11 protein-coding genes are annotated in these 20,687 nt (G+C 68.3%); 8 read left to right on the top strand and 3 right to left on the bottom strand.

Annotated features, from left to right (window positions below; all coding sequences use genetic code 11):
* The first annotated feature begins 74 nt into the window (after positions 1–74).
* From NFW30_RS02360 to NFW30_RS02325, 8 genes are all read left to right on the top strand, one after another.
* The gene (locus tag NFW30_RS02360) at positions 75–2,186 is read left to right on the top strand and encodes a CHASE domain-containing protein (protein WP_295351373.1); all 2,112 of its coding nucleotides are present in this window, start codon (positions 75–77) and stop codon (positions 2,184–2,186) included.
* A 13-nt stretch (positions 2,187–2,199) separates the two neighbouring features.
* A complete protein-coding gene (locus NFW30_RS02355) occupies positions 2,200–4,074 on the top strand; it encodes an ATP-binding protein (protein ID WP_295351370.1) in 1,875 nt (624 codons plus the stop codon).
* Positions 4,075–4,177: 103 nt separating this feature from the next.
* Positions 4,178–5,737 (top strand): PAS domain-containing protein, encoded by a 1,560-nt coding sequence (locus NFW30_RS02350; protein ID WP_295351368.1) that lies wholly within the window; start codon positions 4,178–4,180, stop codon positions 5,735–5,737.
* Entirely contained in the window at positions 5,734–9,675 is a 3,942-nt protein-coding gene (locus NFW30_RS02345) for a PAS domain S-box protein (RefSeq protein ID WP_295371732.1), read from the top strand. The genes NFW30_RS02350 and NFW30_RS02345 overlap by 4 nt, the downstream gene beginning before the upstream one ends.
* A gap of 140 nt (positions 9,676–9,815) precedes the next feature.
* Positions 9,816–10,091, top strand: a complete 276-nt coding sequence (locus tag NFW30_RS02340) for a hypothetical protein (RefSeq protein ID WP_295351362.1) — start codon at positions 9,816–9,818, stop codon at positions 10,089–10,091.
* Complete coding sequence (locus tag NFW30_RS02335) at positions 10,088–11,293, top strand: PAS domain-containing protein (RefSeq protein ID WP_295351359.1); 1,206 nt, start codon at positions 10,088–10,090, stop codon at positions 11,291–11,293. The genes NFW30_RS02340 and NFW30_RS02335 overlap by 4 nt, the downstream gene beginning before the upstream one ends.
* Positions 11,290–11,523, top strand: a complete 234-nt coding sequence (locus NFW30_RS02330; protein ID WP_295351357.1) for a hypothetical protein — start codon at positions 11,290–11,292, stop codon at positions 11,521–11,523. Before NFW30_RS02335 ends, NFW30_RS02330 begins: the two co-directional genes overlap by 4 nt.
* Positions 11,520–15,098: a PAS domain S-box protein gene (locus NFW30_RS02325; protein ID WP_295351354.1), complete on the top strand. Its 3,579-nt coding sequence runs from the start codon at positions 11,520–11,522 to the stop codon at positions 15,096–15,098. Before NFW30_RS02330 ends, NFW30_RS02325 begins: the two co-directional genes overlap by 4 nt.
* A 177-nt stretch (positions 15,099–15,275) precedes the next feature.
* On the opposite strand, the gene NFW30_RS02320 is transcribed toward NFW30_RS02325, so the two are convergent.
* Genes NFW30_RS02320 through NFW30_RS02310 form a run of 3 tightly spaced genes read right to left on the bottom strand, consistent with a single transcriptional unit; the run spans position 15,276 to position 20,511 of the window.
* The gene (locus NFW30_RS02320; protein WP_295351350.1) at positions 15,276–16,856 is read right to left on the bottom strand and encodes a hypothetical protein; all 1,581 of its coding nucleotides are present in this window, start codon (positions 16,854–16,856) and stop codon (positions 15,276–15,278) included.
* The gene (locus NFW30_RS02315; RefSeq protein ID WP_295351347.1) at positions 16,853–18,964 is read right to left on the bottom strand and encodes a hypothetical protein; all 2,112 of its coding nucleotides are present in this window, start codon (positions 18,962–18,964) and stop codon (positions 16,853–16,855) included. Before NFW30_RS02315 ends, NFW30_RS02320 begins: the two co-directional genes overlap by 4 nt.
* Complete coding sequence (locus NFW30_RS02310; protein ID WP_295351345.1) at positions 18,961–20,511, bottom strand: TIR domain-containing protein; 1,551 nt, start codon at positions 20,509–20,511, stop codon at positions 18,961–18,963. Before NFW30_RS02310 ends, NFW30_RS02315 begins: the two co-directional genes overlap by 4 nt.
* Positions 20,512–20,687: the final 176 nt, after the last annotated feature.

The following is a 20,687-nucleotide window of genomic DNA, read 5'->3' as shown; positions in this document are numbered from 1 at the left end:
GCTGGTTCGACCAAAAAAGTCCAGACCTAATTTTGCGGGTAAAGGGCAGCCCTAGCCTGCGGCGGTGGCGGGACGTGCTGCGCGCGCTCGCTGCCGGCCGGCAGCGCTCGGTCGAGGTCACGGCCAGCCGGCGACGACAGTTGTTGCTGCTGCCGTGGCTGGTCCTGCTCCTGGGGCTGGCGGTGACCGGTTGGCTGTGGCAGGCCGCCCGCCAGGACGCCGAGCGCATGTTGGCGGCGGAGTTCGAGTTCTCGGCCGACAGGGTGGTGGACGCCATCGAGCGCCAGCTCGATGGCAACGTTCAGGTGCTGCGCGGAGTCGTCGGCCTGTTCGGCGCCTCGGAGGATGTGACGCGGCAGGAGTTTGCCGCCTACGTCGCCGCCTTGCGGCTCGACGAGCGCTACCCGGGCATCCTGGGCGTCGGTTTCTCGCTGCTCGTTCCGCCCGGGCGCAAGGCGGCGCACACCGCCGCCATCCGCCGCGAAGGCTTCCCCGATTACGCCATCCGTCCCGATGGCGAGCGCGAGGTCCATACGTCGATCATCTACCTGGAGCCGTTCTCCGGCCGCAACCTGCGCGCGTTCGGCTACGACATGTTCTCGGAGCCGGTGCGCCAGGCGGCAATGGCGCGGGCGCGCGACGAAAACCGGGCGAGCCTGTCGGCCAAGGTGACGCTGGTGCAGGAAGCGAAGACCGGCGTCCAGCCTGGTTTCCTCATCTACGTGCCGGTCTATCGTCGCGGTCTCGCCCACGACACCGTGGAGGAACGCCGGGCCAATCTGCTGGGCTGGGCCTATTCGCCCTTGCGCATGTACGACCTGATGCACGGCGTGCTCGGAGCAGTCGGATTGGCGGGCGTGCTCGCCGGGCTCGACATCGAGATCTACGATGGCGCCACGATTGCGCCCGAGGCCCTGATGTTCGACAGCGACGAGGCGCATCGTGCCACCGGGGGGGCAGCGTTTCGCATGCTGCGCCCGATCGAGTACGGTGGCCATCGCTGGTCGCTGCTGGTGACTTCCCGTACCACATTCGACGCGCGGCTGAACACCGACGAGTCGAAGCTGATCGCCTTTTCCGGCGGCATCGGCAGCGCACTGCTGGCGGCCCTGATGGGCGTTCTCGCCTGGGGTCAGCTGCGCGTCGCCGCCGCGCTGCGTGCGACCGCGCAAAGCAACCAGAGACTTGCAGCCAGCGAGGGGCGCCTGCAGGCGTTCTTCGACAACGCCGCAAGCCTGGTCTGGATCAAGGATTTGCAGGGACGATTCCTGGTCGTCAATCGCCATACGGAAGCCGTGCTCGGCCTGCCGCGGGAACGACTGCTTGGTCGCACGGTCGCCGAGATTTTCCCGCAGGCCGAGGCCGCAGCCTTTTCGAGCAATGACCGGCAGGCGCTCGAGGCGGGCCGTTGTCTGGAATTCGAGGAGTCGGCGCGGCTCGACGATGGCCTGCGCACCTATCTCTCGGTCAAGTTCCCGCTGCGTGATGCCGGTGGCCGGATCGATGCCCTGGGCGCGATCTGCACCGACATCAGCGATCGCAAGGAGGCCGAGGAAAGCCTGCGCGCGTCGCTGGAGGAGAAGACCGTCCTGTTGAAGGAAGTCCATCACCGGGTGAAGAACAACCTGCAGATCATCACCAGCCTGCTCAACCTGCAACTGAACCGGACGCAGATCCCGGAGGCGCGGGAGACGCTGCTCGACACGCAGAGCCGGATCCGGTCGATGGCGCTGCTGCACGAAGCGCTCTACCGGTCGGGCAGTCTCGCACGGATCGGCCTGCGGCAGTACGTCGGCAGTCTGTGCGCGCCGTTGTGGCACGCGGCCGGCTCGGTGGCCGCCAACGTCCGGCTGGAGCAGCGGATCGACGACCTCTCGCTGCCGCTGGATCAGGCCGTGCCCTGTGGGCTGATCATCAACGAACTGGTGTCCAATGCCTTGAAGCACGCTTTCCCGGGGGGCCGCAGCGGGCAGATCGTCGTCGCGGCAGGGATGTTGCCGAAGGGGCTGCTGACGCTGTCGGTGGCGGACGACGGCGTCGGCCTGCCGCCGGGAGACCCGCGCAGCAGCGACAGCCTGGGGTTGCAGCTGGTGTTCATGCTGGTCAGCCAGTTGCAGGGCGTGGTCGACATCGGCTGCGAGGACGGCACCGAGTTCCGCATCGCTTTCCCGTGCCGCGCGGGTTGAGTCGGAGGATCGAATGAACGGCAAGGCCATTCTGGTCGTCGAGGACGAGTTCATCGTGGCGGCGGACATCAAGGCGCGCCTGACCCGCTTCGGTTACCGGGCCACCGACGGCTGTCCGAGCGGTGAACGGGCGCTCGAGCTGAGCGAGCGGCTGCGGCCCGACCTGGTGCTGATGGACATCCATCTCGCTGGCGCGATGGACGGTGTCGCTGCGGCGCAGGAGATTCGCCGCCGCTTCGGCATCCCGGTGGTGTTCCTCACCGCCTATTCGGAGGACGGGACGCTCGAGAGGGCGAAGCAGGCCGAGCCCTCCGGGTACATCCTGAAGCCTTTCGACGACCGGGAACTCAAGGTCGTCGTCGACATGGCGCTCTACCGGCACGGGGCCGAAGAAGCGCTGCGCAGAAGCGAGCAGAGTTACCGCATGCTGTTCGAGACGGTGCCCCAGGGTATCGTCTATCAGGACGTCGAGGGCTGCATCACGGCGGCCAATCCGGCGGCCGAGCGCATCCTCGGCATGGGCTGGCAGCAGCTGCGCGGTCGCGGCTCGTCCGACCCGTGCTGGCAGGCGTTGCGCGAGGACGGCAGCGTGTTTCCCGGCGACCAGCATCCGGGCATGGTCGCCCTGCGCACCGGCCAACCGGTACGTGACGTGGTGATGGGGGTCTTCAATCCCGTACGCGGGCAGCATGTCTGGATCGACGTCATCGCCATGCCGCTGTTTCGCGACGGCCGGCTGGTCGAGGTCTACACATGCTTCGAGGACATCACCGAGCACAGGCGAGCCGAAAGCGAGCTGGAGCATCACCGGCTGCATCTGGAGGAGCTGGTGGCGACGCGCACCGTCGAGCTGGCCGCGGCGCGTGACGCCGCCGAGGCTGCCAGCCGGGCGAAGAGCGTCTTCCTGGCCAACATGAGCCACGAGATCCGCACGCCGATGAACGCCATCATCGGCCTGACCCACCTGCTGCGGCGCACTGCCAGCGATCCCCGGCAGCAGGCGCAACTGGCCAGGATCACCGGGGCCGCCCAGCACCTGCTGGCGATCATCAACGACATCCTCGACCTGTCGAAGATCGAGGCCGGCAAGCTCGACCTCGATCCGGCCAACTTCGAACTGCAGGCCGTGCTCGACCGGATCAGCGTCGTCTGCTCCGGGCAGGCGGTCGCCAAGGGGCTCGACCTGATGTTCGACATCGACCCGGGTCTGCCTGCCGGTCTCCACGGCGACGCGATGCGCCTGACCCAGGTGCTGCTGAACCTCGTCGGCAATGCGCTCAAGTTCACCGAGCGGGGATCGGTTCTCCTCCGTGCGCGGAAGGTCGAGGAGACCGCCGCCGACGTCCTCGTTCGCTTCGAGGTGCGCGATACCGGCATCGGCATCGCAAGCGAGAGCCTCGGCCGGCTGTTCGGCGCTTTCGAGCAGGCCGATGGCTCGACGACCCGCCGCTACGGCGGCACCGGGCTGGGGCTGGCGATCAGCCAGCGGCTGGTGCGGCTGATGGGCGGCACGATCGAGGTGGACAGCCGCGCCGGCGAGGGCAGCAGCTTCTGGTTCGCGCTGCGTCTCGGCAGGAGAACGGACGAGGGGGTCGCGCGGCGGCGGCGGCTGCCCGGCGACGATCGTCGGCAGGTGCGGCCGCGCGCGGCGGCGCCGGTGGCGGTCGATTGGCAGGGGGTGCGCGCACTCCTGGCACAGCTGGAGAATCTGCTGCAAGCGGATGACCTCGAGGCGAACCAGCTCTTCCATGACACATCGTCCCTCATGCGCCTGGCCCTGGGCGAGTGGGCGGACGGCCTGCAACGGCAGTTGGACGGCTTCGACTACGGCTCGGCCCTGGCCTCGATCCGCGCCGCCCGCGCCGCTCTTCCGGAGTTGGCCCCGTGACCCCGCGCCGACGCGGTCGCTGCGTTCGATTCGTGCCGCGTGGACGACTTCGGCGCGTTCGCTGCCATCGCCGGACGCGGCTGGGCTCAGCGCGAGGGTGCGCATGAGCGACGGCCGCGACACGCAGCGGTCGGCCCTGGTGGTCGCCCTGGTCTATGCGGTGACCGGTTGCCTGTGGATTCTGTTCTCGGACAAGGTGGTCGAGTGGCTCTTCAGCGACCCGGACGCCATCATCCGCGCCAGCATGCTGAAAGGCTGGTTCTATGTCGCAGCGACGTCGCTGCTGCTGTTCTTCCTCGTCGAGCATTACCTCGGCGCGCTGCATGCGTCGCTGCGACGCGAAGTCGACAACCTGCTCGAGCGGCAGCGCACCCATGAGTTGCTCGCCGCCATCACCGAGCATTCGGAAGATGCGATCTTCGCCAAGGACCTGCAGGGTCGCTACCGGCTCTTCAACCCCGCCGCCAGCCGCTTTCTCGGCAAGCCGACAGGCGAAGTCCTGGGCCGCGACGAGCGCGATTTCTTCCCGCTGGAACAGGCCGCGATGCTGCGCGAGATCGCCGCGCGCATCATCGCCAGCGGCAGCATCGAGACCAGCGAGGAAACGCTCGACACGGCCCTCGGCCAGCGGACCTTTCTCGCCACCAGGGGACCGCTGCGCGATGCCGGGCAGCAGATCATCGGCACCTTCGGCATCTCGCGCGACATCACCGCCAGCAAGGAGGCGCGGGATGCCCTGCTGGAGAGCGCGGTGCGGCTGCGCCTCCTGGTCGAGCACTCGCCGGCGGCGCTGGCGATGTTCGATCGCGAAATGCGCTACCTGGCCGCGAGCAACCGCTGGTTGAAGGATTTCGCTCTGCCCGCGGGTGGCATCATCGGCCGTTCCCACTACGAGGTCTTCCCCGAAATCGGCGAGGATCTGAAGGAACTGCATCGGCGGGGGCTGGCCGGCGAGACGCTGGGACACGAAGCCGACCGCTTCGAGCGTGCCGACGGCAGCGTACTGTGGCTGCGCTGGGAACTGCGCCCGTGGCTGCTGCCGGACGGGAAGATCGGCGGCATCGTCATCTTTTCCGAGGACATCTCCCGACGCCGGGAAGCCGAGCGGGCGCGACAGCAACTGGCGGACGACCTCGGGGCGACGCTGCGGGCGATCCCCGACCTGCTGTTCGAGCTCGATGCCGATGGCCGCTACCTCAAGGTGATGGCCAGCCATGAAGCACACCTGGCCGCTCCGGTCGATCAGTTGCTCGGACGAACGGTGACGGACGTCCTGCCGCCCGATGCGGCCGCGACGATGCTGGCGGCCCTGGCGGCCGCCAGTCGGAACGGCAGCGATTACGGCCGGACGATCATGCTGCCGCTGGCGGCTGGCCCCAGCCATTTCGAGATTTCCGTCGCCCGCAAGCCGATGGTCAGCGGGCAGGGCGAGCGTTTCATCGTCCTGTCGCGCGACATCACCGCGCGCAAGCTGGCCGAGGACCAGTTGCGGCAGCGCAACGCCGAGCTCGAGCGCTTCAACCGCGCGACGATCGGCCGCGAGCTCGACATGCTCGAGATGAAGAAGACCATCAATGCGCTGTCGCGGGAACTCAGCCGCGAGCCGCCGTATCCGTTGGCCTTCCTGCCGGACGAGGATGGCGCGCCGGAGGGGCGGCGGTGACCGGTCGCGCGCGCCCGCTCTCGTCCTTCCTCGCGCGGCTGATCTGGCTGTGCATGGCTCCCCTGCTGCTGCTCGCGGTCTGGCTGGCCTGGAACAACCTGCAGGAACAGGAGGCCCGGCACCTGCGCGAGGGTGCCAACCTGGCGCACAACCAGGCCGTCGCTCACGACAATTTTCTCGGTGCGCGCATCGCCGCGCTGCGAATGCTGGCTGATTCGCCGCTGGCCGACGATCCGCGACGCTGGCCGGAGCTTTATGCCGAAGCCCTGGCTTACCAGAAAGCCTTCGGCACGCACGTGATCCTTGCCAGCAGCACGCAGCAGATGCTCTTCAACACCCGCAGGCCCTTCGGCGAACCGTTGCCCATGCTGCCGCGACCGAAGGGCCGCAGCGCCACGCTGCTGGCACTCGAGACCGGTCAACCGCAGGTCGGCGACATCTTTTTCGGGCCGGTCGCCGGGCTGCCCCTGGTCGCCATCGTCGTGCCCCACCTGCGCGCCGGCAAGGTGACCCACCTGATGATCAGCACGATCGAGTTGGCGCAACTGCAGCGACGACTCGACCAGGCCGCGCTGCCCGCTGGCTGGTCGCTCGCCCTGCAGGATGGGACCGGCGCCGACATCGCGCGACGCTCGCCGCCCGGATTCGACAGCGCGCGCGACGTCGATGCCGACCATCGCGTCGTCGTCCCCGTGGCGAATTCGGCCTGGTCGGTGGTAGTCGAGATTCCGCGCAGCAGCCATCGGCAAGCGCAAGGCGAATCGGTCGCCATCCTCGCCGGCGCGATCCTGCTCGCCACGCTCATCGGCGCCGCCGGTAGCGCCCTGACCAGCCGCCGGATCGGTCGCGAAGTGACGGCGCTCGTCGCCCCGGAGGCGGCTGGCGGTGCGTCCGGCATCACTGAATTCGCAGCGGCGCGGGTGCGCATCGACGCCGCCAGGGCTGCCAGGGACGCCAGCGAGGAGCGCTTCCTCCGCCTGCTCGAGAACGCGCCGCTGGCGCTCGCCCTCGTCGCCGCCGACGGCCGCATCCTGAGGCTCAGCACACGCTTCCAGGATCTCTTCGGGTATACGCTGGACGACCTGCCGGATGTCGAGGCCTGGTTCCTGCATGCCTACCGGGAGGCGGCTTCGTGCGAGCGCGCGCGCTCGAGCTGGTCGCGCAGCGTCGCCGGCGAAGACATCGGGCCGCGGGAGTACGTGATCGCCTGCAAGGATGGCGGGCAACGCGACGTCCTCATCTCTTCGATCCCGCAGCCGGAGGGATTCCTCGCTTTCTTCATCGACGTCACCGCGCAGAGGCAGGCCGGGTTGGTGCTCGAGGCTGCGCTGGCGGAGCAGAGCGAGGCGAGGCTGGAGGCGCTCAGGCGGATGGCGGAAGCCGACGCGGCGCGGCGGGAAGCGGAAGACAGTGCCGCAGCGTTGCTGGACAGCCGGCAGCGGCTGCGTTTGCTGCTCGACCACGCACCGGCGGCGCTGGCCATGTTCGACCGCGACATGCGCTATCTCGCCGTCAGCCAGCGCTGGCGCGACGACTACCGCCTCGGCGAGCGCGAGCTCGTCGGTCACTTGCATTACGAGATCTTCCCGGAGATCGGCGACGCGTGGAAGGCGGCGCACCGGCGCGGGCTGGCGGGCGAAACCATCAGCTGCGACGAGGACCGTTTCGAACGCGCCGACGGCACGGTGCATTGGGAGCGCTGGCAAGTGCGGCCCTGGCACGCCGCCGACGGCACGGTGGGTGGCATCGTGATCTTCTCGGAGGACATCACGCAGGGCAAGATCGCCCAATCCAGGCTCCTCGAGGCACTCGACGAGCAGCAGCGTGCACGCCTCGCGGCAATGAGCCTGATGGAGGATGCGCAGGCGGCGCGTGCGCGCAGCGAAGCCGCTGCCGACGCGCTGCGCAAGTTGTCGCAGGCGGTCGAGCAGAGCCCGGAAAGCATCGTCATCACCGATCTTTCGGGTCGGATCGAGTACGTCAATGAGGCCGCCGTGTGCCAGACGGGCTACGACCGCGCGGAGCTGATCGGCGGCAATCCGCGCATCCTGCGGTCAGGCAGGACGCCTCCGGAAACCTATGCCGCCCTTTGGGAAAGCCTGAAGCGCGGCGAGATCTGGCGGGGGGAGTTCGTCAACCGGCGCCGGGACGGCAGCGAATACATCGAGTTCGCCATCGTTTCGCCGATCCGCCAGCCTGATGGAACGGTTTCCCACTACGTGGCCATCAAGGAGGACGTCACAGCGAGACGGCGCGTGGACGAGGAACTCGAGGCCCATCGCCACCACCTCGAGGATCTCGTCGCACAGCGCACGGCCGAACTGCGCGCAGAGCGCGGGCGGGCCGAGGCAGCCAGCCGGTCGAAGAGCGCCTTCCTCGCCAACATGAGCCACGAGATCCGCACGCCGATGAATGCGATCCTTGGCCTGACCCACCTGTTGCGGCGGGATGCCACTTCGTCGCCCGCGATTGATCGGCTCGGCAAGATCGACGGCGCGGCGAGGCATCTGCTGGCGGTCATCAACGACATCCTCGAGCTGTCGAAGATCGAAGCCGGCAAGTGCGAGCTGGCAGCGCACGACTTCGCGCTCGGGGCAGTGCTCGACCACGTCGCCCACCTGATCGGTGGCGACGCAGCCGCCAAGGGTCTGCGTGTGCGCACCGACGGCGATCACGTTCCGCAGTGGCTGCGCGGCGACCTCACCCGGTTGCGCCAGTGCCTGCTCAACTACGCCGGCAACGCGGTGAAATTCACGCAGCAGGGGGAAATCGTCCTGCGTGCCCGCCTGATCGACAGCGACAGCGACCGCAGCCTGGTCCGCTTCGAGGTCGAGGACAGCGGCAGCGGCATCGCCGCCGACGTGCTGCCGCGCCTGTTCCAGGCCTTCGAGCAGGCCGACGTGTCGACCACCCGCCGCTTCGGCGGCACGGGACTCGGGCTGGCGATCACCCGTCGCCTGGCGCGGATGATGGGCGGTGATGCCGGTGTGGACAGCACGCCGGGGGTCGGCAGCCGGTTCTGGTTCAGCGCCTGGCTGGGAAGAGGCGAGATGGCGGGTGCCGCCAGCAGGGAGTCGGGGGGCATCAGTGCCGCCGAACTGCGCCGCCTGCACGGCGGTGCGCGCGTGCTGCTGGTGGACGACAGTCCACTCAACAGCGAGGTGGCAGGCGAGCTGTTGCGGGAGGCCGGGCTTTGCGTCGACGTGGCCGAAAACGGCCGCCTGGCAGTCGACCGGCTGCGCACGGATCCCTATGACCTCGTCCTGATGGACCTGCAGATGCCGGAGATGGACGGCTTCGAGGCGACGCGAGCGATCCGCTCGCTGCCCGGACGCCAGGACGTGGCGATCGTGGCGATGACCGCGAATGCCTTCGAGGAAGATCGCCAGGCGTGTCTGGCGGCGGGGATGGTCGGTTTCGTCGCCAAGCCCATCGACCCGCCGGCCCTCTATGCCGTACTGGAGAAGTGGCTGCCCGTGGTCGCGCCCTTGCCGGCTCGCGGCGCGGCGGTCGCTGGTGCAGCGGTGCCCGCGCCCACTGGCGCGCCTTCCGTTGCCGACGACCTCACCGTCATCGCCCGCCTGGCAGAGGAAACGGGAATGGACCTGCGTCAGGGGTTGGGCGTGGTGCGCGGCAACCGCGGCAAGCTGGTCAACCTGCTGCGCTCGATGCTGGCTTCGCAGCGGAACGCCATGCGCGAACTCGAGGATTGCCTGCAGCGGGGCGCCAGCGCCGACGCGCGGCGCATCGCCCATACGCTCAAGGGCGTGGCGGCGACACTCGGGGCACGGGCGCTGTCGGCGACGGCGCAGGCGGTCGAAAGGAGCCTGGTGAGCGGCACGGGCGGTGCCGCATCAGATCTCCCGCTTCTGATCGTTGCCGTCGATGCCGAACTGGAGAGGCTGGCGACGATCATCGAGATCCCGGCGCCGCGGTGACCGGCTGGCTGGCTGCCGTGTTGCAGGATCGCGGCTGCCGGCGAGGCCGGGCTGTGGATCGGCAGCACTGCGGCCGGAGTGGAGCGGCCGGGAGTCCGGATCTGCTCTAAACTGTTGCAGGTGGGCGCGAGGCATGATCGATGACAGACGGTACGCGGGTGACGATCCTGATCGTCGATGATTCGGCAGGGAAGCCGCAGCTTCTCGCGGGTCTGCCGGCGACCGGGTACCGGGTTCTGGCGGCGACATCGGGCGGACGTTGCCTGTCTCTGGCGCACGACCGTCCGCCACCCGACCTGCTCGTCGTTTCCGGTTGCGCCCGCCGGTTCGATCCAGCCATGGTGCACGCCTTCGTCGATCCCTGCGATGAGTTCGTCAGCATTGCTCTGCAATGCCGCGGGCCCGACCAGACATGAAGCGACAGCAACACGTGGCGCATCGACGAACGCTCGACCAGGTGCCATTCGCGGTGGCATCGATCTACGGAGTGTTCGCCGCACTCTGGCTCCTGCTGTCGGACCATGCGGTCGAATCCGTGTTCACCGGCCGCGAGCAGATCATCCGCGTCAGCATGTTCAAGGGCTGGCTGTTCGTCGCCGTCACCACACTGCTGCTGTATCTGCTGCTCAGGCGCCAGGTCCGCCGGATCGACACGGCGCACCGGAAGGAAATCACGATGCTGCAGGAAAGGCAGCAATCGCTGGAGTTGCTGCAGGCCATTGCCGACCACTCGGACGACGCCATATATGCCAAGGATACCCAGGGCCGCTACGTCCTTTTCAACGGCGCTGCCAGCCGTTACGTCGGCAGACCGCCGGCGGACGTGCTCGGCCACGACGACCGGGATCTTTTCCCGGCGGGCCAGGCCCTGAAGCTGATGGCCATCGGTGAACGCATCGTTGCCGGCGAGCGGATCGAGACGAGCGAGGAATGTCTCGATACGGTGCTCGGCAAGCGGACATTCCTCGCTACCAAGGGGCCATTGCGCGATGGCGAGGGCACGATCTGCGGCATGTTCGGCATCTCGCGGGACATCAGCGAGCGCAAGCGGGCGGCGGATGAGCTGGCGGAGCGTGAAGAGATGTTCCGCTCCCTGACCAGCAACATTCCGGGTGCGGTCTATCGCTGCGCGTTGCGGCCCCCCTGGCGCGCCACGATGATGTCGGATGGCGTCCTGCCGCTGACGGGACATGCGGCACGGGACTTCCTGCGCGAGGAGAACCCACTGCTGTGGAAAGACCTGGTCTGCGCCGAGGATCTTCCCAGCGTTCTGCGCGAGGTCGATGCCGCGATCAGCGATGACCGCCCGTTCAGCACCATCTATCGGATTCATCACGCCGGCGGGGAAGTCCGCTGGGTACTGGACCACGCGCGCCCGGTCCGCGGTCCATCGGGAACGGCGTTGCACTTCGACGGCGTCATCTTCGACATCACCGACCGCAAACAGGCGGAAGACGAGTTGCGCGAGCGCAATGCCGATCTCGAGCGATTCAATCGCGTGACGATCGGCCGCGAGCTGACGCTGATCGACATGAAGAAGCGCATCAACGCGCTGTCGATGGAACTCGGCCGTGCGCCGCCCTATCCTCTGTCGTTTGAACGGGATGACCCGGCATGACGCTCTCGCGCCGTCTCCTGCGGATGCTGCTCGTCGTGCTCGGCATCGGCTTCACTCCCGGCTTTGCCGCCATCTTCGGCTACGCCGCGGCGACCGACCTGATCGACACGATCGCTGCGCACGAACTCGTCAGCCCCGAGGACCGTGCCGTCGTTGGCGAAACCATCGGACGCTGCCCTGCAGTCGCCGGTGAACGGCGACGCGTCCCCTGGCGGCTGACACGGCGATGAGCGCTGCCCGGGAAGAGGACTCGACCGCACGGGTCTGGGCCGAAGCCTTCGAACATGTCGAAGTGGGCCTGGCCATCTCCGATGCGCGCAGCAACACGCTCCTGGTGACGAACCCGGCCTTCGCCAGGCGGCGCGGCTACCGTCCCGAGGAACTGGTCGGCATGCCCCTGCTGGCGCTGTTTCCGCCCGACTTGCTCGCTGCCGTCCGGGCACGGATCGGCGATGCCGATGCCGGCATGCACAAGGTGTTCGAGAGCGAGCACCTCTGCCGCGATGGCAGCCGCTTCCCGGTGCGGATCGATCTCACGGTCAGCCGTGATGCCGGCGGCCGGCCAGTGAAGCGTATTGCCTTCGTCCAGGATATCGGCGAGCAAAGGAAAGAAGCGGCCGCGGCGAGGCAGGCGCAGGACCGGCTGCAACTCTTCTTCGACCATGCGCCGGCCGCCCTGGCCATGTTCGACCGCGACAATGCCTACGAGACATTGCGCCGCAGCGAGGAGAAGCTGGAAACGATCCTCGAGTTCTCGCCTGACGCGGTGTTCGTCATCGGCGCGGACAGCCGCTTCCTCTACGTCAACCGGCAGGCCGAGCGGTTGCTGCAGTACGATCACGACGAACTGCTCCGGATGGGACTGGCGGACATCCTGCCGCCGCAACTCCTGACCGGCGTGATGCCCAGCTTTCAGCGCATCCTCGCCGGCAGCCCGCAGTCTTTCAGCACCTGCCTCGCCGGCAGCGAGAACCGCAGTGTCGCCGTCGAGGTCAGCGGCGTGCGCCTGCCCGATGGCTCGGTCCTTTGTCAGGTGCGCGACATCCGCGAGCGGCTGGAGACGGAGATGAAGCTCAAGGCAGTGTTGCAGGAGCAGCGGAACGCCCGCCTCGCCGCGCTGAACCTGATGGAGGACGCGCTCGCCGAGCGCCAGCGCGCCGAGGATGCCTGCGCTTCGCTCAGCGCATCGGAGGCGAATTTCCGTCTGCTGGCGGAAAACGCCGCTGACTGGATCTTCTGGCGTGGCGCGGATGGTCAGTTCAAGTACCTGTCGCCCGCGTGCAGGAAGATCTCGGGCTATGAACCCGAGGAACTGCTCGCCGATCCCCACCTCGCGCTGCAGATGGTCCATCCCGACGACCGCGAGGCCTATCGGCGGCACCTGGCCATCGACCGTACCGCCGACGACGTCGAGATGGAATTGCGCATCACCTGCAAGGACGGTACTCCTCGCTGGTTGGGCCATCACTGTCAGCCTGTTTTTGGCGCGAGCGGCGAGTATCTCGGTCGCAGTGGCTCGAATCGCGACATCACCGCCCGCAAGCAGGCGGAGGAGGAGTTGCGCAAGCTCTCGCTCGCCGTCGAGCAGAGTCCGGAGAGCATCGTCATCACCGACCTGGATGCCCGCATCGAGTATGTCAATGATGCCTTCGTGCACTCCACGGGTTATCGCCGTGACGAAGTGATCGGCCACAGTCCGCGCCTGCTGCAATCGGGCAGGACGCCACGCGCAACCTATGTTGAGCTTTGGCAGACCCTTCGCCGCGGTGAGACCTGGAAGGGCGAGTTTGTCAACCGGCGCAAGGATGGGACGGAGTACGTCGAATTCGCCATCATCACGCCCCTGCGCGTGCGCGATGGCCAGGCGACCCATTACGTCGCGGTCAAGGAGGATGTCACCGAGAAGAAGCGCATCGGTAATGAGCTGGACAGCCACCGTCACCATCTCGAAGCCCTGGTCGCCGAGCGGACGCAACAGCTCGAAGAGGCGCGCGCGCGCGCCGAGGCGGCAAGTCGCACGAAAAGCAACTTCCTCGCCAACATGAGCCACGAGATCCGCACGCCGCTGAACGCGATCATCGGCCTCACGCATCTCATGCGGCGGCAGCAGCAGCAGATGTCACCCGACCAGTTGCAGAAACTGGGCATGATCGACAGCGCCGGCCAGCATCTGCTGGCGATCATCAACGACATTCTCGATCTCTCGAAGATCGAGGCCGGACGACTGGAACTGGAAAACGTGGACTTCAACCTCGTGCACCTGCTCGACGATGCCCTGTCGATGATCGCGGAGCCGGCGCAAGCGAAGGGACTCGCCCTTGGTCTCGACCACGACGACCTCCCGTTATGGCTCTACGGCGATCCGACCCGCTTGCGACAGGCGCTGCTGAACTATCTTGGCAATGCGGTCAAGTTCACCGAGCACGGTTCGATCGATCTGCGGGTCTGCCTCGTGCAGCAGCAGGGTGAGCACCTCCTGGTGCGCTTCGCGGTGTCGGATACCGGAATCGGTCTCGCACCGGAGCAGATCGCCCGTCTTTTCCAGCCCTTCGAACAGGCTGATGCCTCGACGACGCGCCGTTATGGCGGCACCGGCCTGGGGCTGGTCGTCACGCGTCGACTCGCCGAGCTGATGGGCGGCGAGGCCGGGGTCCGCAGCACCCCGGGGGTCGGCAGCAGCTTCTGGTTCACCGCTCGCCTGCAGCTCGGCAAGGGTGCGATGCCGGTCGCCGGCGACCCGCCGGCGGTCGCTGCCGAAGCCATGCTGCGCCAGCGCGCAGGGCGGGCGAGGCTGTTGCTGGCCGAAGACAACGCCATCAACCGCGACGTCGCCGTCGAGTTGTTGCGCGCCGTCGGGCTCGAGGTCGACCTCGCCGAGGACGGCAGGGTGGCCGTTGCCAGGGCATGCGGACGGTCCTACGACCTGGTGCTGATGGACATGCAGATGCCACACCTCGACGGCCTCGGCGCGACGCGCGAGATCCGCGCGCTGCCCGGCTATGGCAATGTGCCGATCATCGCCATGACCGCCAATGCCTTCGACGACGATCGGCACGCTTGCGCCGCGGCCGGCATGAGCGATTTCGTCGCCAAGCCGGTCGAGCCGGCGCGGCTTTACGCAACACTGCTCAAGTGGCTGCCGCGGCGGGCGGCCGACGTGCCGTCGTCAGCGGATGGGAGCAGCGGCGCGACGGATGCCGGTGCGGTCGTCGAGCGGCTGGCACTCCTGCCGGGGATCGATGTCGCTCGGGGTTTGCGGGCGGTCCGTGGCAAGGTCGGACTCTACGTTTCGCTGCTGCGCCAGTTCATCGAAGATCATCGCGACGACGCCGAGCGAATCCGCAGCCATCTCGTCGCCGGCGCCCGGAACGAGGCACGGCGCTGCACGCACGATCTCAAGGGGGTCGCCGGAACACTCGGCGTCGACCGCCTCGGGCAGGCTGCGAGCCGCCTCGATGCCCTGTTGCGCGACGATGGGGCGACCGCTGATCCGGCGCTCGTCGAGCAGTTGCTCGATGAAATGGCGACCTCGCTCGGTGGACTCACTGCTGTCTTGACGAGCGTGCCGGAGCCCGTGGCAGCCGTCGAGGCGGCCGATCCCGGGCTCTTCGGCAGCGTCGTGCATGCTCTGGAAGATCTCCTGCTGCACGGTGACACGGCCGCGCAGGCGCACTTCGCCAGACACGCGAGGCAGTTCCGGGCGATACTCGATCCGGCGACCTGCACGCGCCTGGAGCGCCACCTGCAGTCCTTCCGCTTCGACGACGCACTGGCCATCCTGCGCGAGCGCTGGCCGGAGCGCTGATGATGGGGGATTGGCTTGCCGCCGGGTTCCTCGATCTTGCCGACCCGGCCGGGCGCGAGTTGCGGCGTTGCCTGCGGGCGTGGCACTCCCGGCGCCGCCAGGGTGGTCGAACCGACCCGGTTGCGCAGGCAACAGGGCCGCGCAGGAAGAATTGAATATACTGTCCCCGGAAAGCAGTTACTGCTTGCTGCCGAAGTGGATGGTTGGCGCCACGGGGAAGGCGGAGAGTTTCACGACGCGTGGCTCGGTCGGGGTTTCGCTGCCGTTGCCGGGGCGTACCGGCGGCACGCTCTGGCGGCCCCACCAGGCGTCGAGGAAGGCGCCAAGGGCTTGCGAGTCGCGCAGCAGCTGATCGAGATTGCGCTCGAAGAACAGCAGGGTCGAGCTGCTCGTGCCGCCGATCTCGTGGATCGAGCCCGCCGCCACCTGCTGCAGCGGTAGACGGGTGCGGGCGCGCCAGAGATAGACGCCGGATTCCTCGGCCGGTGGCGGTTCGATGTCGACGATGAGGTTCCAGCGCTCGCCGCCGCGGAGCCTGAGATCGATGCGTGCCGGCAGCGAGCGCAGGGGAATGGTCGCCGGCCGCGTCTCGAGCGCGGCGACATCGAGGCTGGCGAGCGGTGTCGCCAGGCCGAGAATGCCGCCACTGGCGCGCACCACCGGGATCAGTGCGCCAACGAGAAAAACGCCGAGGACGACGGCAGAGATCGTCAGCCGCTGGCTGTCGGCCGCCGCTCCGGGGGCAGCCGGAACACGGGCGTCGATCCAGGCGTAGGCTCCGGCGAGTCCGAAGCAGATCGGCAGCCACCAGATCCAGACCTGCGAACAGACGCTGCTGCTGATGCCATGGAAGAGGCTGGTGGCGAGGGTGACGCAGACGAGGCCGGCGGCAGCGCCGACGATGCTGGCGAAGGAGCCGCCGACGAGGCGCCGGCAGCTGCCGAGAGCGCCGTCGGCGACGACGGTGCCGGCGCGGATGGCAGCGGCGACGATCGGCGGCAGCAGGAGCAGCATGCCGGCGATGACCCAGTCTTCCGGATCCGCGAGGGCGCCCCGCGAATCCTCGAGGAGGATCGCGGCGACGCAGACGACTCCCGGCGCCGCCGTATGCAGGCCGGCCCAGGCGATCTCCGCCAGTGCCCCGCTGCCGCGACGGGGATGCAGGCGGTACGGCGTCGTTCGCCAGGTGCCGAAGGCGATCAGCGGGCCGGCGATGAACAGCAGGCTGGCCACCAGCGGGCCGACGACGTCGTGCTCGCTGCGCAGGCTGATCTCGGCCAGCCACTGCATGTAGGCGAGCGCGGCAAGGACGCCGAGGAGGGCGGTGAACAATCCCGGCACCATCGCCCGCACCGAGCGCGACCACCAGCCGGCAGCACCGCGCGCCTGACGGAACAGCGACAGCGCGAGCTGCAGCCAGGGCAGTGCCGCCGGCAGCGGCGGCAGGCTGGCACCCTGCGCCTGCAGGCGGCCGAGCAGCGCGTAGGCTGCCGGCGCCTGCTCGCTGCCGGCGAGGGTCGCTGCCATCGCCCGGCCGAGATTCGCCGGTGACTGCCGGCAAAGGGTGGCCAGTTCGGCTTCGGCGGTGGCGCGCACACTGCCGTCGGCGTCGCCGATGGCGAGCCGCAACAGTCTCTGCAGCGCCGTGTCGTCGGCGATGGTGGCGAGTGCGACGGCGGCGTTGCGCCGCGCCTGCGCGCTGCTGTCGGCGGCCTGCAGGAACTCGTCGATGATCTGATGGGCGGCATCATGGCTCATTGCATCACCTGCAGGGTCCAGTAGCGCACGTCGTCGTGCTCGTCGGCGGTGGCGCGCAGGAGTTCACTGCGCAGGATCGCCTGCCGCTCGGCGGGCGTGAAGGGCTGCCGCTCACGGTTGGCATTGATCTGCTGCAGCTCGGGCCGCGCCAGTGCGCCCGGTCCGGCAGCGCTGCCGGCGAGGTGCTGGCGGATGGTTCCGAGGTCGGCGATCGAGGCGAGGCCGCTGGCGGCGTCCAGCCAGTAGCGCAGGGTCGGCCGCTGCTCGCTGCCGCTGCCGTGGCAGAGCCAGGCACGCAGCATCTGCTCGACCGCCCAGCCGTTCCATTGCACGCGGTGTCGGTTGCGGTCGAGGATGGCGAACTCGGCGCGGTTGATCACCGAGTCGGTGGCCGAGGCGGCGGGATCGCGCTGGCTCTCTGCCAGGGCGCGCAGCGCGACGCGAAACTGCTGGTACTCGACGTTGCCGTAGAGATACTTCTGCAGGGCCTCCTGGATCGCCGGGATGAGGAATTCGTGCGTGATCTCGATGAACTGGCCACCGAGGCGTGGCTCGATGCGCACCAGCGTGCGGTTGACCAGCTTGTCGAGCAGCGCCGTCCGTCGCGTCGCGTCGCGGAACGGAGAATGGATCAGTTGCCGACGTTCGACGATGTTGCGCGTGCCGCTGCCGGTGATCAGCGGCTCGATCAGTTCGAGCGCCTCGCGCCGCTCGTCGTCGTCGGCCAGGGCGACGAGGAAGTCGTGCAGGAAGTCGCGCAGGATTCCGCGCGCGCCGTGCAGGCGCTCGGCGTAGGTGGCGAGCGGCACGGTCGGCAACTCGCCGGCGGCAGCCGGGGCATCGCGGCCGACGAGCAGGCGGCCCGACTCGAGCCAGAGCTTCTCGCACACCAGAGAGAGGTGGGCGGGCTCGATGTAGCGCTCTTCCTTCAAGAGGTCGGCGAGGATCTGGTTGAAGCACTCTTCCTCGTAGGTATAGCCGTAGAGCACCGCCGGTTCCTCGATCGCCTGGCGTGCGCTCGCCTGGGTCAGCAGCTCGAGCTGGCAGGCCGAGCGGTCGAGTTCGGGAACGAACTCGCGGATCGGCCGCAACTGGGCGATGTACTCGCTGCGCATCGAGAGCAGGTAGCGGACCGGCAGCAGCGACCGCCGACCGCCACGACGGCGCCCGCTTTCTGCCCGCGGCTCACGGCAGAGTGTTCGCAGTTCGTCGATGAACTCGACGCGCAGGCGCCAGTCCGGCATCTCGTTGCTGCCCGGCGCGTGCAGCGAACCGGGGTCGACGAAGCGCGTGAACAGCTCCTCGAACTGGTCGAATAGCAGGACGAGGCAGAAACCCGGTCGCACCGAGCCGTAGATGCGCAGCAGGTTGTCGATGAAGGGTCGCAGTTCGCGTACCGGCAGGTCGAGGTAGTCGAGCGTCGTCGCGTAGGCCGCCCGACAGCCGGGACCGTCAAGGGTCTGCAGCAGCTGCCGCACGCGCGTGTCGCCGCGAACCGGTTGCCAGGACTCGCCGCCGGTGCCACAGGCGGTGGCGATCGCTGCCAGATGGTCGGCGACGGTTGCCAGATCGAGGCTGGAGCGCAGCAGGCGGCAGATGTAGGGCGTCACCTTGCCATCGTCGAGCGCCGGGTAGCGGGCGCCGAGCCCTGCGAGCGGGACCGGCGCGATGAGGCAGCGCTTGCGCGGATCGCGCACCGGCAGAATCTCCGGATCGTCGTAGCGCGCCAGCAATTCGTCGAGAGTCGGATCATCGGCGGCGGCGAAGAGGCCGTCCAGCGCGCGCCGCAGGGCAAGCGCCTCGGCTTCCGGCGGTGGCACGACGTATTGCAGGCAGGCAATCCGCGTCGCCCGCACCGGATCGTTCTGCGGCAGGACGCGCACCGGTGTCCAGCCGCGCTCCTCGAGTTGCGGGATCACCAGGGCGTTGAGCAGCGAGGTCTTGCCGGCGCCCGACTGGGCGTGCAGCAGGCTCATCTGCGCCGAGAGCACGTGCGCGACGATCTGGTCGGCCACTTCCCTGCGACCGAAGAAGAAGGCGGCATCCTCGACCTGGTAGCTCTCCGGGCCCTTGTACGGCTTGTACTGCTCGAGCATCGGCGTCGTCACGGCGAACCTCCGCGCAGTTGCCTGAGGAACCGTTCGCCGGGCATGTCGAGCATCTCGACACCGTAGCGCGTCGTCGCCCAGTTCGCCAGCCGGCTCCAGGCACGCAGCCCCATCTGGTGGCTGCAGTCGCGCTGGTCACCGAGATCGCGCGGATGCACGGCGAAGCGCCGGATCTGTCCGCGGCGCACGTCGAGGCACTCGCGCAGCAGGTAGTAGCTGAGGCGGAAATCCGGGTCGAGGATGCGGCTGCCAAGGCAGACGATCGGCGTATTGGAGAGAATCTGTCCGATCTGCTCCGGTACGGCCCTGTGCGACGGCGAGCGCGACACGGCTTCGTAATACTGTTCGGTCGAGAGGGTGAAGCTGTCGCGAACGTCGAGTGAGCCGTGCAGCTTGTAGAGGATCGGTTCGCGCAGGTCGCCGAAGATGGTCGCCAGCTGCGCGCCATCGGGCGAGCCGGCGCTGGCCTGTTCGAGGCTGACGCTGCGGGCGTCGCATTCCTCGATGACGCGGTCCATGTCGTCGCTGCTGTCGAGCGGGAAGGAGTGGTGGTAGCCACTGCGCTCGCTGACGCGGATGAAGCCACTGTCGCTCAGCTCCACCTGGTCGTAGAGGTTGATGTCGAGCCGCCTGCCCGAGGCCGACTGGACGAAGCGTGTGAATCCCATGCCGGCACGCAGGAAGGCCTGCTCGATCGTCGTGTCGAGAACCGAGGTGATGACGAGATGGCGGTAGCGCCGGCGTCCGCGGCCGGCGGGGCGGGCACAGAGTCCGCGCAGCAGCAGCGCAAGCTCACCATACGCCGGCGGTATCTGCAGGTGGCCCTGGCGCAGGATGCTCGCGACATCGGTCTGCAGGCGGTTCTCGTCGCTCTTGACGGCGTAGTAGTTGGCTGCCAGGTCGAGCGACGGGAGCATCGCCGGTGCCTCCTCGCCGATCAGTTCGAGCGATCGCAACAGTTTCTCGCTGATGTCGCAGGGGGTGAGCGCCGACATGAGGCCGCGGCCGACGAAGAACGAGATGGCATCGTTCTCGAGGTGTCCCTGCAGATAGGCGATCGCCTCGCGGTTCGGATCGCTCGGCTCGGGCGTCGTCGCCGCCGGGCGTGCCGCTTGCGCCGCGCGGGCGAAGCGCGGATGGACGCCGGTGATGCCGGCGACAAGGCGCTCGAAGTTCGGCTGGTCGTCGAGCGAACGCAGGAGGCAGAAGTCGAGGTTCTTGAGGAACAGCGGGATTCGTTCGTCGCGGACGTCGACGCCGGGCAACGCCACGGGTACCACGCGCATCTTGCGTTCGGCATTGCGGTTCAGCGCCGCCCGCACCTCCGGCGCCTGCCAGTTGCCCAGCCCCTTGCGGCCGATGAAGACGACGCTGGTGTTGAGCTGGCGCAGTGCCTCCTCGAGCTTCTCCTGCCACGGGTCGCCCGGGACGAGTTCCCAGCGATCGAACCACACCTGCAGGTTGGCCTCGTCGCGCAGGCGCTCGGCGATCCGCGTCACCTCGTCCTCGTCCTCCCTGCTGTAGCTCAGGAAAGCGTCGTAGCTCATCGTTGTTCCGTTCCTGACAGGGCGTCGGCGGCAGGCGACGGCGCCGGTTCCCGCAGTGGCCGGGCCCGACCGCCGCACCCATCGCGCTGACGGCTGTCGCTGCCTGCCGTGCCATTATTTAACAGGGCCATGGGCAATGCAAGCCGCCCGCGCGCCGGGACCATGATCGCAGGACC

The sequence above is a fragment of the Accumulibacter sp. genome, assembly GCF_023806635.1.
Taxonomy (GTDB): Bacteria; Pseudomonadota; Gammaproteobacteria; order Burkholderiales; family Rhodocyclaceae; genus Accumulibacter.
This window is presented reverse-complemented; position numbering and strand designations above follow the sequence as displayed.